A 13,808-nucleotide genomic window follows, 5' to 3' on the forward strand; every position below is an offset into this window, starting at 1 on the left:
GACGTGTTCGCGGGCTCGACGGGCCGGCGTCCTTCACCTGACCGGACGGCCGCACGCCTGTGGTCCGCGCCATGCTCCTGGACATGGTTGAGGAGTACGCACGACACACGGGCCACGCGGACATCCTCCGCGAGGCAGTGGATGGTCGCGTGGGTGAAGGCGCGCCCGAAGACTTCACCGGCTGAACGTCCTCAACTGCCGCGAACGGTGCTGGAACGGGCTGGCTCCACGTGTCGGTCAGCCGGCGAGCTGGTCGCGGCGGCGGGTGAGGTAGGCCCGCTCCGCGGGGTTGCCGGCGAGACCGATGGCCCGGTCGTACGCCGCCCGCGACTCGCCGCTGCGCCCGAGTCGCCGCAGCAGGTCGGCGCGCGCGGCGTGGAAGGCGTGGTAGCCGTCGAGGACCTCGGCGAGCCGGTCGATCTCGGCGAGTCCGACTCCGGGGCCGTCGACTTCGGCGACCGCGACCGCCCGGTTGAGCCGCACGATCGGCGAGGGGTCGAGCTGCACCAGGCGGCCGTAGAGGGCGACGATGGTGGACCAGTCGGTGTCTCGGGCGGATGGGGCATTCGTGTGGACCGCGTTGATCGCGGCCTGCAGCTGGTAGCGCCCGGGCGGGTCACCGCCGGTCGCCACCGCCTGGATCCGCTCACGGACCAAGGCGTTGCCCTCGGCGATGAGGGTGCGGTCCCATGCGCCGCGGTCCTGCTCGTCGAGGGTCACCAGCTCCCCGGTGCGGGACACGCGCGCCGGCCGGCGCGCGTCGGTGAGGAGCATCAGGGCAAGCAGGCCGGCTACCTCGCCGTCGTCGGGGAGGAGAGTTCGGAGCAGGCGGCCGAGGCGGATCGCCTCGTCGGTGAGGTCGACGCGCACCGGGTCGTCCCCCTCGCTGGCGAGATAGCCCTCGTTGAAGACGAGGTAGACGACCGCGAGCACGCCGGCGAGCCGCTCACGGATGTCGTCGTCCCAGGGCACCCGGTAGGGAATGTGTGCCGCCTTGATCTTTGCTTTGGCGCGGGTGATCCGTCGCGCCATCGTGGTCTCCTGCACCAGAAAGGCGCGGGCGATCTCGGCGACCGTGAGGCCGCCGAGCAGGCGCAGGGTGAGCGCCACCCGGGCCTCCAGCGCGAGCGCCGGGTGGCAGCAGGTGAAGACCAGTCTGAGCCGGTCGTCCTCGACCGGGCCGATCGGCTCAGGAGGGGTGTCGTCGTACACGATCCGGGCCTCCTGGTGCTTGGCGTCGCGCTGCGACTCGCGACGGAGCCGGTCGATCGCCTTGCGGGTCGCGGTGGTCGCGAGCCAACCGCCGGGATTGGGGGGTACGCCGTCACGTGGCCACCGCTCCGCAGCCGCCACGAACGCTTCGGCCGTCGCTTCCTCGGCGACGTCGAGGTCGCCGAAACGGCGCGCGAGGCCGGCGACCACCCGCGCCCACTCCTCGTGGTGGACACGGGTGATCGCCTGCTCGACGGTAGGAACGGTCACGGCTCCTGCAGGGCTCGGACGGGTTCCTTGGTTTGGAAGGGACGCACCTCGACCGTGCCGCGGCACGCTCTCGACCCTTCGGCGGCAAGCGCCAGGGCCACGTCGAGGTCGGCCGCCTCGATGATCCAGAAGCCGCCGAGGTGCTCCTTCGTCTCCACGTAGGGCCCGTCGGTGAAGGCCGGCTTCTCGCCCTGCCCGTCGACGGTGGTGGCGGTCGTTGCGGGCTCCAGACCGTCGGCGAAGACGAGGTGCCCGTCCCGCTGGAGCCTCTCGTTGAAGGCGCCGGTGTCGGCAACCGTGCGAAGCATGGCCTGCTGGGAGGGGTAGGTGCCGAACTCGGTGCGCCCGGCCGGTCCGTAGGCGGACAGCAGATACCTGGGCACCGCGCTCACCTGCCCCCAGAGCCGTTACGTCGGGCCTCTCCAGGACCTCGGAACCGGTGCACCTCCTGCGGCCAGTCGAGCGCGGTCGCGAGCCTGCCGGCCCAGTATCGCGCCGCCGCGTCGTCGGGCACGTCCACGACGGCGAAGCCGCCGAGGTGCTCCTTGGTCTCGACGTACGGGCCGTCGGTGAAGACCGGCTTGCCGTCGACCGGCTCGACACTGCACACCGCGGTGGACCGGTCGAGCCCACCGTTGCTGAAGATCAGGACACCGTCGACCCGCATCTCCTCGATCACGGCCCGGCCGGCCGTGGCCTTCTCGCGCACCTCCTCCGCCGTGTGGTGGGGCACCCATTCATCGTTGAAGGTGATCAGGTACTCCGTCATGGTGGTCTCCTCTCAGTCCCCGGACGAGAGAGCCTTTCCCGACTCCTCGTGTCCGGCGGCCCGGCTGGCTGCCGCACACTGGTTCCACGGACGGCTGCGCCTTGATACGACACCATCCCGGAAACTCCTTTTCAAGGCAGCCCCGGCGTAGTGATTGAGGAAAGAATCGACCTCCGTTCTTCGACACGCACACTCGCCCGCCTGCCTCCCCGGGCGAACCGCGAGCAGGTCAGGAGGTCGAGCAGGTCCGAGTGTCGCGGATGTTCGCCGCTCGCCTCAGATACGGCACTTCGACGTATCCGAAGGCGTCAGCGTCCGTGGGTGGTCGGCCGCGGCAACGGCCGATTTTCCGCCGTCCTGTGGCGGAGCAGCGTACCGCTGTGGCGATCGGGCAGCGTTCATCGTGACGGCGGTAAGGCGCTTGGCGACGAGGGTGCACTTCCGAACGGCGCCCAGGTGCTCGCGTCTGTGTCCCGGCGGGGGTGGTTCTGGTGTTCATTGCGCCGCGACGGACCAGAACACCACCGAGCGGGTGCGGACTGGCGGTGGATTGCCGTGCCACGCGCGCAGCAGCCGGCGGCGGCCGACCACGACGGCGACGCCGAGCGTGACCAGCGCGCCGACGATGCTGCTGGGAATGTCGGACACCGTCCACCAGGCGATCTCGCTGACTTGGTCCCACTCGATGCCGAACACGACGCGCAGCCACGCCACGGTATGGGTCAGGTGATCCCAGCCGATGTGACTGGCCGCGCCGAGCAGCGCAGATCCGACGGTGATCTGCCACGGATGGCGAACTGTGGCAAGCACCCCGTATTCGCGCAACGCCAGCGGGCCGAGGTGGGGTAGGTGAGCGGCGAGGGTCGCGACGGTGGCGCGGACGAGCCACGCGCCGAGCAGCGCCACCGGCAGACACCACCACACCAGCGCGGTGAGAGTCTGGCTCTGCCACTCCAGTCCGACTCCGAGGAACGCGTACCGGACGTCGGGCGCGACCGCCCCGGTCGTCAGCGCGACACCGTCGAACCAGCGGGGGCGCCGAAGCTTGAGCGGAAGTACCACATTCAGGTGCGACGGGAAGGCCGGCGGCATCGGCGCACCATCCCACTTGGGGCCGCATACCGTGTCGCGAGACAGAGGCCATCGGAGACTGCAGGACCGGCCAGGGCTCCCCGTAACCCATCCAAGACCCAGTCGGGCAGGGCGCGGACGGGCAAGGAGGCCATCATGTAGCGGTGTCTACTGCATCTGTTGCACCGCTGACGCGAGGCCCAGGCTGGGACTGGAGGTCTGCAGGGCATGCCAGACGTGGTCCACTACTCGAGTACCGACCTGCGTCGGATCTTCGGAGAAAACGTTCCGGTCGGGGCCGCAGGGCTGCTCGACATGGAGTTGCCACGCGAGGCGGACATCTTCTTCGAGGCATACCCGACCGAGCGGGTCGGCCGGTCGAGGGAGTTTCCCGGACGCCTCGGGATCGGCCGAGCGTGGCACGGCGTCTGCGAGGTTCAAGTCGACCTTGGCGACGGATCGGTGTGGTCGGTCGTTGCGGTGGAGGGCGGTCAGCCTGAAGTCACGTTCATGAACACCAGCATCGAGCGGTTCATCATCTTCCTGCGGCGGATGCACAGCATGGCTCTGCTCGCCGAGGTGGAGGACGGGCCACGTTATCGAGAGCAGGCTGAGGCCGTCAGCCGAGAGCTCGCCCAAGCGGACGAGCCGGCGACCAGGGAAGGTACCTGGTGGGCCGGGATCATTGAGGAGATGGAGGCGATGGCATAGACAGCCCACAGGGATCTGCTCCCGTGCCGACGATCAGCACGCCGCTGGCATTCGCACACTGATCACGAGTGCTGCGTTCCTTGTTCGTCCGCGACCTGGATGATCGTCTTGCCGGGCGTGCGGCGTTGGCGGGCGAACGCGGAGGCCGTTTCGGAAAGCGGTCGCACGGCGCCGACGACGGGGTTGAGTCGTCCGGTCCGGAGGCGCTGGGCGAGGTCGGTCAGCCGGGCGCGATCAGGTTCGACGACGAAGAAGATGGCTCGCCCGTCCCTGGGCTGCAGCGCAGATGGCATGGCGATGCTGACGAGGGTGCCGCCCGGGCGTACCAGTTCGGTCGATCGCCCGAGGATGTCGCCGCCGATGACGTCGAACACCACGTCCACCTCGCCGACCTGCTGCAAATCGTCGGCGTCCAGGTCGAGGAAGGTCTGCGCGCCGAGGCCGAGCGCGACATCGCGGTCGTCGGCTCGGCCGGTGCCGATCACGCGGGCGCCCACCTCCCGCGCGAGTTGAACGGCGAGCGAGCCGACGCCGCCCGCAGCGCCGTGAATGAGGACGGTCTGGCCGGTCGTGAGGTGGGCGTGGTCGAACAGTCCCTGCCATGCGGTCAGTCCGGAAATGGGCAGCGCGGCGGCCACGGTGTGGTCGATGTCGGCCGCGAGGGGGGCGAGATTGCGAGCCTCCACCGCGGCGTATTCGGCCAGGGATCCGTTGCGGGCCCAGTCGGTCAGTCCGAACACCCGCTGGCCCACGGTGAGGCCGGTGGTTCCGTAGCCGAGTTCGACCACAACTCCCGACAGCTCATGCCCGGGGATGCTGGGTGTCCGGTCGCGACCAGCGCGATCGGACCACGTTGCCGGCCAGTCGAGCTCGCCGGGGGTGAAGCCTGCGGCGTGCACGCGCACGATGACGTCGTTTTCCGCAGCGTGGGGGTAAGGCATGTCGGTCAGGGTGAGCCCGCTGACACCCGCGTCACGGTCTCGCACGGTGATCGCTCGCATGCTCGAATCCCTTCTAGAAAGCTCGTCGGTGTGGGGTTGTGGGGGCTCAGCGAGGTCCCGCGCGTGGTGCCGCCCTCGGCCGCCCTCGTCGGTGCGCTGGTCAGCCTGCGTCCAATCAGCTGGGCCAGGGCGAACCGACGATGCGCTCGACCGTCGTCACGCGCTGGAAGCCGGGGATGAAGTGTTCGAGCACGTCGGAGTTCACGGTGCCGTTCGTCGTTTCGGGACGGTTCTTCAGCCCGTCGACGTAGGCGCGCAGAAACTCGTTCTTGAAGTCGCCTCGTGGATGGACGGCGAGGATGTCGTTGAGCTGATCGTGTTCGAGTCCGTCCATGCCGAAGCCGAGCACGTCGGTCAGGACACCGAGGTACGTGGTCGCGATTTCCGGGGCCATCCGGTCGGGGATGCCCGGCGTGGTGTGCAGCGCGATCGCCGTCCAGACGGTCTCGGCGGCGGCGGTCGAGAAACCCCGGTCCAGGAGGAACTTGCGCGCGTGGTCGGCGCCATCGACTTCGAAGCGCTGCTCGACGTCGGAAAACGGAGTCAGGAGGCCGGTGTCGTGGAACATGGCCGCCAGATAGAGCAGTTCGGAGTCCGGGTTCACGCCAAGCTTGTGAGCGTGAATCAGGCTGAAGAGGAATACGCGTCGGGAGTGGTGGTAGATGAGGGGGCTGGTCGTCTCCTGGATGTGCCTGGTCGCTTCGGCGACCGCCGCTGTCTCAGGAATCTCCAACCCCGCGATGACCTCTGGCATGATCTCTGACCTTCCCGGAAATGTGCGCGGAACGTTTTTCGCGATCTCCATGCTGCCCACCGATCGCCGTACCGCGCCGCCTTCGTTCGGCCAGGAATCACTTATATCCGGACAGGCGAGATCGCAGTCGTGTGCTCCACCACGCGGGGCACCACGTCCCCAGCCCGGTCCAGCGCGTGGCTGGCGACTTCGCATCGTCCGGCACGGCCCGTTCCGGTTGCGGCACGAGGATTTCGTGAACCACCCATTGCAACGGCTCCGGCGTTTCGCAGAACAAACCAAGCTGTGCACGTAATCAGCCGAAGAGCATGGTGAGTTCATTTAGTCGTTAACGTGAGCAACCTCGCCCACGAGGATCCCCGTCATCTCCGGTAATGGCGTGCTACCAATAAACGGTGTCCATGCCTCCTGTTTCGCCGACCCAACGGCGGTCAGTGCCGCCGGGTCCGGCCAACCACCGCGCGGATCCGGCCCGGAAGGGGGAGTGGTGAACGCTGGCCCCCATCGGGTCGCGATCTTCGTCTACGACGGAGTGACGTTGCTGGACGTCGCCGGTCCCGCGGAGGTGTTCAAGGAGGCGAACCGGTTCGGTGCCGACTACCGGATCGTGCTGCTGTCACCGACCGGTGCGGACGTCACGTCGAACCTCGGCGTCCGGATCGCGGTCGACGGCGCCGTCTCCTCGGAGCCGGCCTTCGACACGTTACTGGTGAGCGGGTCCGACCGCTATCCGCGCGCCCGTGTCCCCGCCGACCTGGCGGACGCCGTACGGATACCGGCGGCGGTGGCCGGCCGGGTCGCGTCGATCTGCACCGGGGCGTTCGTCCTCGCCGCCGCCGGCGTCCTCGACGGCAAGCGCGCGACCACGCACTGGCAGGTCGCGCACGAGCTTGCCGCCCGGTATCCGACGTGCCGCGTCGAGCCCGACGCGATCTATGTTCGCGATGGCACCACGTACACGTCGGCAGGGGTGACGGCCGGTATCGATCTGGCGCTCGCTCTCGTCGAAGAGGACCACGGGCCCGACGTGGCGCGCGACGTCGCACGCGCCTTGGTGGTGTACATGCAGCGTGCGGGCGGCCAGTCCCAGTTCTCGGCACCGCTGCAAGGACCGCCGCCCCGCTCGCCGGCTCTCCGCAAAATCACCGACCTGGTGACGGCGAACCCCCGCGGGGACTACTCGCTCGGTGAACTCGCGCAACACCTCAACGTGAGCACTCGGCACCTCACCCGGCTTTTCCACGACGAGCTGTCCACGACGCCGGCCCGCTACGTGGAAAACATCCGATTCGACATGGCCAGGGCACTGCTCGACCAAGGACACACCGCGACGCAGGCCGCGACCCTCGCCGGGTTCCCCAGCTACGAAAGCATGCGACGGGTTTTCGCCAGGAAACTGTCGATCAGCCCCGCCGCCTACCAACGCCGGTTCAGCACGGCCCGCCGCGCCAACGCGGGTTAGTACTGCTCCAGTCGCAGTTGAGGGAGTCGGTGCCGTCGCTGGTAGTGGCAGGTCCCGGCGCCGTACCGGCGGCTCCGCCGCCCGTCGGTGCCGTCAGTGCGGATCATCACGCTGCCGCCGCTGCCCGACGTGAACCGGTAGGTGCCCAGCGACACCCACGGCCCCCCGGACTGCCACTGCTTCACCTCCCGTCCTGTGCGGTCTCGAGGGGATATGTGAACCAGCCGTCGGCGGAATGGCTAGGGCAGGAGGTGTTCGAAGCTCTTGGCGGTGCGCGAGGGAACGAACTCTGTCACCGCATACTCGGCAAGGCCCCGCTGGCGGAACGGATCGGAGGCGAGCCTGCGCTCAAGTTCTTCCCGTGAAAGGTCACGAGCCAGAATCACGCCACCGACACGGGGAACCCGACGACCGGATGCGATGAACGCCCCGTCCGCATACTGCTGGTCCAGCCATGCGACGTGGTCTTGAAGCGCATCGTCGATCTGGGCGAGATCGGCGAGGTAGCTCAGTATCACCACGAACATGCCGGCATCGTATGCTGACGATGGCCTGTCCCCGTCAGGACGGGCCCGGGCGGCTACCCGAAGCGGTCAGCCAGCTTCGTCAGCTTGGTGACGTACGCCGGCCAGTCATGGTCGTGAGGGATGTTGGTGTTCTCCCGCCGCAGGCCGATCGCCGTGTCGTGCTGCTCGCGCATGATGTCGGCGTGACCGGCGTGACGAGCGAGGTCGCAGGTCACGTGGACGATGATCCTTTGCAGCGTCACGACCTGTGCCCCTGGCCGCCACCACGACACTCGCCCCGGCGCGTCGAGCGCTAGTTGTTCGATCGTCTGATCCGCGAACACCCCGACACGGCGATACAGATCAATCAGCCCATCCTTCGTCTCGTCCTCCCGCGCGTACCAGTCTGCCTGCGGGTCCTCCTCGAACGCCTGCATGGGGACCAGTTCCTCAGGCGTCGGGAAATCCCGCCCAAAGGTAGGCCCGAAGTAGCCGGCTTCGACATTGAGGCAATGCTTGAGGACTCCCAGCAGGTTGTTGCCGGTCGCGGTGCGGGGGAGCCTGGCTTCGCGTTCGCTCAGTCCGTCGAGCTTCCAGATCAGGTCTTCGCGAGTCGACTGGAGGTAGTGGTGCAGCGCAGCCTTCGCATCGCCCAAGTCAGCCATGCCCGCCAGTCTTCCTCATGCGCCGATCAGCGCCGGGCTGGGGCCGCCGGCAGGCCCCGACGGGCGAGCCTGGCCTTCCCAATACGCGCGTTGGACAGCAGCAGTGACAGGACCGGACGGAGACGAGGACAGCCGGCAGGGGCCGGATGCGGAGAGTGGTCCGAGATCACGGACGCGGATGGACGCCGCTGGACGAGGTGCGCAGAGCTGGTAAGCGAGCGTAGGGCAGCAGCAGCCGCGAGGGTTGCGACGCCGGACGGCACCATAATGGCCGCATGGCGAAGTCGATGATCGACGGGGAGTGGCAGCAGTTCGTCTCGTACGGCACCCGCACCGGCAAGCTCGCGACGACACGGGCCGACGGCTCGCCGCACGTCGTCCCGGTGTGGTTCGTACTCGACGGCGACGACGTGCTGTTCAACACCGGCAAGACCTCGGTGAAGGGCCGCAACCTCGCCCGCGACGGCAGGGCCGTGCTGTGCGTCGACGACGAGAAACCGCCGTACGCGTTCGTGACGCTGCGTGGCCGCGCGACGATCACTGAGGACCTGCCCGAGATGCGGCGGTGGGCGACCAGGATTGCCGAGCGCTACATGGGGCCGGACCTGGCCGAGGCATACGGGGCGCGCAACGCCGTGCCGGGCGAGCTGCTGGTGCGCCTGAGCGTGGAGAAGGTCGTCGGGCACACCGGCATCGCAGACTGAGCGTCCGCATGGAAGCAGCGAAGAAGCACCGACGTGCCGCCTACGGCCGGCACGTGACGACAGCAGGTCTCCGGAACGCGGCAACCGCCGCGCTGCGAGTGCCCGACGTCGATCCCTGGCCCGACCAGTTCGTCTACTCACGCAGCCAGGAGGGTCCGGGGATACGGGAGAGCTGGATGTCGGTGGACGGAACCCGAGACGGTCTGGTGATCGAGACCTCTGCCACCGGACGCACGGAAAGCATCGTCCCCGGCTGCCGGAACGGACGGGCGGCGGTGTTCAAGGGGGACGAGGTGGTTCCGGGCAGGACCGAGCGGTGCACCCCGGCACCGGCCTACTGCGCCTACCTTCCCACCGATGCCGACGCCATGCGGACCTTTCTGATCGAGCATCGCCAGGGCGAACCCGGTGACGCCAATGCCGCCGGCAAGGCCCAGGTGAAATCGTGCTCGTCTTCCACCCCGAGACCTACACCTTTCTCGGCGTGGGCGGCTCGGCGGGATCGTCGGCCGTGCTTGCCCTGACCATCGTCGATCGAGTCGGTCAGACGGCCTGAATCCGTCTCACCGGGCGGGCCGCCTCGGCGCGCCCGCCCGGTCTCCGGATCTTCGGTACGTGCGGGACGACCGGAGCCGCGGGCGGCCTGTGGAGCGGCGCCCCCGGTCCGGGCAAGGGAGCTTCCGCTCAGCGCAGGCCGGCCACCCAGCGCGCATTGCGGACGAACGCGCGGCGGGTGACGTCGGGGTCGTCGAGGAAGCAGCCGACCATGAGGGCGTCACGCAGCATGGCGAGGGTCTCGGCCTTGGCGTCGACGTCGTCGCGGCCGGCCTCGGTGAGCAGGCGCCGCAACTCGGCGTGGAACCAGGCACGGTGCTTGCTGATCACCTGGTGTACCGGGCTCCCGGGGTCGGGGAACTCGCCGGCCGCCTTGATGAACGGGCAGCCGCGCGTGTGGTGCCGGTAGGCGTCGTGGCGGTAGAGCGTGGCGCGGGTGACTCCGGCCTCCTGCAGGACGCGGTCCACCCCGACGCTGTTGATGCCGTCGTTGTAGAACAGGCGGCTCGCGGTTGCGAGGAGCTGGTCGCGGGGCGCTGATCGCCGGGTGGTCGCCATCGCTCCAGCGTACCCCTCGTACCGACCGTTCTTTCTCTCACTCGGCTACGGTTTGCTGGTGGGCGGGGAGTGTCGCTAGCTTGGAGGTGAAGAAAGAACGACCGTTCTTTCTCCTGGCATTCGTAGGAGCAATCGTGGCGACCCGCGTTCTCTTCGTACACGGCCTCTGGATCCACCCCCGCGCCTGGGATCCGTGGCTCGACCTCTTTCGCTCGGCCGGGTTCGAGGTGGAGGCGCCGGGCTGGCCCGGTGACGGCGAAACCGTCACCCAGACGCGGCAGCAGCCGGAGCGTGTCGCCGGTTACGGCGTCCGCGACATCGCGGACCACTTCACCCGGATCGCGCGGCTCGGCGAGCCGCCGATCGTGATCGGGCACTCGTTCGGCGGGCTCATCGCCCAGAAGCTGCTCGCCTCGGGCGCCGCCCGGGCCGCGGTGGCGATCGACCCGGCCCCGATCAAGGGCGTCAGAGCCCTGCCGTTCGCACAGGTCTGGTCGGCGTTGCCGGTGCTGTACCGCAAGGCCAACCGCGACCGCGCGGTGATGCTCAGCCGCCGCCAGTTCCGGTACCGCTTCGGAAACGCGATCAGCCGCGAGGAGTCCGACCAGCTCTACGACCGCTGGGCGATTCCCGGTCCGGGCCGGCCGATCTTCGACCTGACGGCGGCGAAGAAGGACCCGGCGTCCCCGGTCGCGGTCGACCTCGACGACCGGAAGCGGGGGCCACTTCTGATCATCGGCGGTGGTCGGGATCACACCATTCCCGAGGTGGTGGCGCGGCAGGCGGCCGAGCTCTACCGCCCGGGCGGCAACACCGAGTACCGGAAGTTCGACGATCGCGGCCACTCCCTCGTCTTCGACAGCGGTTGGCGCGAGGTCGCCCAGCCCGTTCTCGACTGGGTGCGTACGCAGACCGCCTGAGCGGCAGCCCTTCGGCAAGGAGTACGCGAGAGGCGACGCTCCTCAGGGCGCAGAGGCCACTTCCTGGAAACGGGAGGTGGCCTTTCTGCTGTGCAGATCAAGCTAGGCGGCGCGGGGGAGCGTGATGGTGAATGTCGTCCCGACGCCGACCTCACTCGCGACCGTGATGGTGCCCTGGTGATCGGTGACGATCTGTCGGGCGATGGCGAGGCCGAGGCCACTGCCCCCGGTACGGCGGCCCCGTGCGGAGTCGGCCCGCCAGAACCGGTCGAAGACGTGCGGCAGCGCGTCGGCGGCGATTCCCGAGCCGGTGTCGACGACCTGGACGACCGCCTGCGTGTCGGTGCGGCTCGCGACCAGGCGGACGCTGCCGCCCGCAGCGGTCGCCCGTAGGGCGTTGGTGACGAGATTGCCCACCACCTGGCGGAGCCGGTCGGGATCGGCGTGTACCGCAACCGGCTCCGCCGCCACGTGCAAGGACACCTCGGCCGACTCCGCCCGGGCGTGGTGGGCGGTGCGGCAGGTCTCCAGGAGTTCGGCCAGATCCACCGTGACCCGGTGGTACGCCAGATTGCCGGCCTCCGCCAGGGCCAGGTCCTGCAGGTCGTCGACGATGCGCTGCTGCAGCACTGCCTCTTCGAGCAGCGAGGCGTAGAGCTCCTGGTCCGGCGCGATCACGCCGTCGGAGAGCGCCTCGAGGTAGCCGCGCAGGTTGGCCAGCGGGGTACGCAGTTCATGTGCGACGTCGGCGACCAACCGGCGTTGCCGCTCCTCCCCGCGCTGCAGGGAGTCGGCCATCAGGTTGAACGACCGGGCCAACTCCGCCAGCTCGTCGTTGCCCCGCACCGGAACCCGTCCGGTGAGGTCGCCCCGGCCGAGCCGCTGAGCGGCCGCGGTGAGCGTGTCGATGGGGCGCAGCACCCGCCGGCTCAGCAGCACGGTGCCGATGACCGCGACCGCCGCCACGCCCGCGGCCGCGGCGAGCAGTGGACCGACGGTCAACACGGACGCCGGATCGCCGCGAGCACCGAGGTAGACCCGGGCGGGTACCGGCGCGACGTCACTGATGTCGTTGGTGAAGGCCTGCGCCAGGCAGGTATCCAGTGCTTCCACCGTCGAGCTGCCGCACACCTGCACCGAGGCAGCGTCTGCTAGGTGCCGGCCCGGCTCTGCCGCGACGTCGGCGCAGCCGTCGACGATCTCAGCGACACCAGGGCGATCGCGCCCGCCGGCCGCGCTCAGGTCGGCGTCGAACTGCGGAACTCCCGTGCTGGTGGGTACAGCGACAACCGGGACGGACTCCCGGGTCAGGCAGGCCGCGAACCGCACGCCGGTGCGGTAGCCGGCGATCGCATCGGCCACACCTTTCTGCCGGCTCGCCGGCTCCGCCGGCAGCGCGGCCAGATTCAACACCGGCCGCGGGTCGACGACCCCGACCACCGTGCCGAGCGGCCGGGCGGTGCGGTCCTCCTGGGTGTCCGTGTCCACGATCACCTGGCCCGTGTCGGCGACCAGGTGGATCCGCTGACCGGTCTGGGCGCGCAGGTCCCGCACCAGGTCGGGCACACCCTCCCAGGTGCCGTGCCGGCTGCCGTACGTGGTGAGTCGGCCGACGACCTCATCGAGTTGCGCCCGGTCGGTGGTGGCCGAGTCGTTGATCTGTTGCGAGGCCTGCCGCAGGGTCAGCCACGCGGTCGCCGCGGTCGCGCTCACCGCGACGAGGACGACCAGCCAGAGCACCCGTAGCCGAAAACTCACCGGCCGGCTCCGGGCGTGCCCTGCGGCGTCGCCGCCGGTTCCGGTTCGGCGAGCCGGTAGCCGCGGCCGTAGACGGTCTGCACGTACCGCGGCTCGGCAACGTCGTCCTCGATCTTGCGGCGGAGGTTCATCACGTGCGCGTCGACGGTGCGTTCGAGTACGAAACGGTCGAATCCGAAGGCCCGGTCGATGATCTGCGCCCGGGTGAACGCCCGCCCGGGCTCGCCGGCGAGCACCTCGAGGATGCCGAACTCCTTGGCCGTCAGGGCGACCGGCCGGCCACCGACGCGTACCTCGAACCGGCCGGCGTCCACCTCGAGCTCGCCGACGCGCAGCACCGCCCGGTTGTCGGCGCTCACCACCCGGGCCCGGCGCAGCAGCGCCCGGACCCGAGCGGCCAGCTCGCGCGGGCTGTACGGCTTGGTGAGGTAGTCGTCGGCACCGAGGTCGAGGCCCAGCAGGACGTCCTCCTCGGTGGTACGGGCGGTCAGCAGCAGGATCGGAATCTCCGACTCGGCGCGCAGGATCCGGCACACGTCCAGGCCGTCGACGACCGGCATCATCACGTCGAGGACCACCAGGTCCGGCCGGCGGTACCGGCACTGGTCCAGCGCGGTCCGCCCGTCGCCGACCAGCAGCACGCTGTGCCCCTCGCGTTCGAGATAGACCCGTACCAGGTTGGCCTGTTTGGGGTCGTCCTCGGCGACCAGGATCCGCGCGCTCATGTGTCCCCATTCTGCCTGGTGGTGGCGGGGGTCAAGTAAACCCGAAACCCGTGAAGAACTGATGTGGGCGGGCTCCGGGGAGCGGCGAGCGGGATATCCGCACCGCGGGCGCACGGCTTCTTCAAGGGTTCTTCACAGCCGGCTGCCTACCGTGCCTGTCGTCAGTC

At 69.3% G+C, this 13,808-nt stretch carries 18 protein-coding genes; 6 read left to right on the top strand and 12 right to left on the bottom strand.

From position 1 onward, the window contains the following. Positions 1–59: 59 nt before the first annotated feature. A complete protein-coding gene (locus V6U89_RS24545; protein WP_442933978.1) occupies positions 60–185 on the top strand; it encodes a mycothiol transferase in 126 nt (41 codons plus the stop codon). A 52-nt stretch (positions 186–237) separates the two neighbouring features. Here V6U89_RS24545 and V6U89_RS24550 read toward each other — a convergent pair whose 3' ends face one another. The 4 genes from V6U89_RS24550 to V6U89_RS24565 all read right to left on the bottom strand — a co-directional run bounded on the left by V6U89_RS24550 (position 238) and on the right by V6U89_RS24565 (position 3,343). Continuing rightward, positions 238–1,482 (bottom strand): RNA polymerase sigma factor, encoded by a 1,245-nt coding sequence (locus tag V6U89_RS24550; protein ID WP_334573911.1) that lies wholly within the window; start codon positions 1,480–1,482, stop codon positions 238–240. After that, the gene (locus V6U89_RS24555; protein WP_334573913.1) at positions 1,479–1,865 is read right to left on the bottom strand and encodes a YciI family protein; all 387 of its coding nucleotides are present in this window, start codon (positions 1,863–1,865) and stop codon (positions 1,479–1,481) included. The genes V6U89_RS24550 and V6U89_RS24555 overlap by 4 nt, the downstream gene beginning before the upstream one ends. 5 nt (positions 1,866–1,870) lie before the next feature. Next, positions 1,871–2,251, bottom strand: coding sequence for a YciI family protein (locus tag V6U89_RS24560; protein ID WP_334573916.1), 381 nt, complete (start codon positions 2,249–2,251; stop codon positions 1,871–1,873). 495 nt (positions 2,252–2,746) lie between these two features. Beyond that, a complete protein-coding gene (locus tag V6U89_RS24565; RefSeq protein WP_334573919.1) occupies positions 2,747–3,343 on the bottom strand; it encodes a DUF4184 family protein in 597 nt (198 codons plus the stop codon). 207 nt (positions 3,344–3,550) lie between these two features. On the opposite strand from V6U89_RS24565, the gene V6U89_RS24570 reads away from it, so the two are divergent. Further along, positions 3,551–4,033, top strand: a complete 483-nt coding sequence (locus V6U89_RS24570) for an SUKH-4 family immunity protein (RefSeq protein WP_334573921.1) — start codon at positions 3,551–3,553, stop codon at positions 4,031–4,033. A 62-nt stretch (positions 4,034–4,095) separates the two neighbouring features. On the opposite strand, the gene V6U89_RS24575 is transcribed toward V6U89_RS24570, so the two are convergent. Next, positions 4,096–5,034 (bottom strand): NADP-dependent oxidoreductase, encoded by a 939-nt coding sequence (locus V6U89_RS24575; protein ID WP_334573923.1) that lies wholly within the window; start codon positions 5,032–5,034, stop codon positions 4,096–4,098. 115 nt (positions 5,035–5,149) lie between these two features. Then, positions 5,150–5,839: an HD domain-containing protein gene (locus V6U89_RS24580; protein WP_334573926.1), complete on the bottom strand. Its 690-nt coding sequence runs from the start codon at positions 5,837–5,839 to the stop codon at positions 5,150–5,152. Between the two features lie 436 nt (positions 5,840–6,275). Between V6U89_RS24580 and V6U89_RS24585 the strand changes: the two genes are divergently transcribed. Then, complete coding sequence (locus tag V6U89_RS24585) at positions 6,276–7,250, top strand: GlxA family transcriptional regulator (protein ID WP_334573928.1); 975 nt, start codon at positions 6,276–6,278, stop codon at positions 7,248–7,250. Here the strand turns inward: V6U89_RS24585 and V6U89_RS24590 are convergent. The 3 genes from V6U89_RS24590 to V6U89_RS24600 are packed head-to-tail and all read right to left on the bottom strand — an operon-like array spanning position 7,247 to position 8,421. Beyond that, the gene (locus V6U89_RS24590; protein WP_334573930.1) at positions 7,247–7,435 is read right to left on the bottom strand and encodes a hypothetical protein; all 189 of its coding nucleotides are present in this window, start codon (positions 7,433–7,435) and stop codon (positions 7,247–7,249) included. The two genes, V6U89_RS24585 and V6U89_RS24590, sit on opposite strands and share 4 nt — an antisense overlap. A gap of 54 nt (positions 7,436–7,489) precedes the next feature. Then, positions 7,490–7,777, bottom strand: coding sequence for a YciI family protein (locus V6U89_RS24595; RefSeq protein ID WP_334573932.1), 288 nt, complete (start codon positions 7,775–7,777; stop codon positions 7,490–7,492). Positions 7,778–7,830: 53 nt separating this feature from the next. Beyond that, positions 7,831–8,421, bottom strand: a complete 591-nt coding sequence (locus V6U89_RS24600; RefSeq protein WP_334573934.1) for a DinB family protein — start codon at positions 8,419–8,421, stop codon at positions 7,831–7,833. A gap of 275 nt (positions 8,422–8,696) precedes the next feature. Between V6U89_RS24600 and V6U89_RS24605 the strand changes: the two genes are divergently transcribed. Together V6U89_RS24605 and V6U89_RS24610 are read left to right on the top strand one after the other, a co-directional pair. Then, complete coding sequence (locus V6U89_RS24605; RefSeq protein WP_334573936.1) at positions 8,697–9,125, top strand: PPOX class F420-dependent oxidoreductase; 429 nt, start codon at positions 8,697–8,699, stop codon at positions 9,123–9,125. 8 nt (positions 9,126–9,133) lie between these two features. Further along, positions 9,134–9,649 (top strand): hypothetical protein, encoded by a 516-nt coding sequence (locus V6U89_RS24610; protein ID WP_334573938.1) that lies wholly within the window; start codon positions 9,134–9,136, stop codon positions 9,647–9,649. A 160-nt stretch (positions 9,650–9,809) separates the two neighbouring features. Here the strand turns inward: V6U89_RS24610 and V6U89_RS24615 are convergent, their stop codons facing one another. Further along, entirely contained in the window at positions 9,810–10,238 is a 429-nt protein-coding gene (locus V6U89_RS24615) for a TetR/AcrR family transcriptional regulator (RefSeq protein WP_334573940.1), read from the bottom strand. A 134-nt stretch (positions 10,239–10,372) separates the two neighbouring features. On the opposite strand from V6U89_RS24615, the gene V6U89_RS24620 reads away from it, so the two are divergent. Beyond that, entirely contained in the window at positions 10,373–11,158 is a 786-nt protein-coding gene (locus V6U89_RS24620; protein WP_334573942.1) for an alpha/beta hydrolase, read from the top strand. Between the two features lie 102 nt (positions 11,159–11,260). Here V6U89_RS24620 and V6U89_RS24625 read toward each other — a convergent pair whose 3' ends face one another. Both V6U89_RS24625 and V6U89_RS24630 read right to left on the bottom strand, forming a co-directional pair. Then, complete coding sequence (locus V6U89_RS24625; protein WP_334573944.1) at positions 11,261–12,916, bottom strand: sensor histidine kinase; 1,656 nt, start codon at positions 12,914–12,916, stop codon at positions 11,261–11,263. Next, positions 12,913–13,641, bottom strand: coding sequence for a response regulator transcription factor (locus tag V6U89_RS24630; RefSeq protein ID WP_334573947.1), 729 nt, complete (start codon positions 13,639–13,641; stop codon positions 12,913–12,915). Before V6U89_RS24630 ends, V6U89_RS24625 begins: the two co-directional genes overlap by 4 nt. Positions 13,642–13,808 lie beyond the last annotated feature (167 nt).

The organism is Micromonospora sp. CPCC 206171, from assembly GCF_036906755.1.
Lineage (GTDB): Bacteria > Actinomycetota > Actinomycetes > Mycobacteriales > Micromonosporaceae > Micromonospora > Micromonospora purpureochromogenes.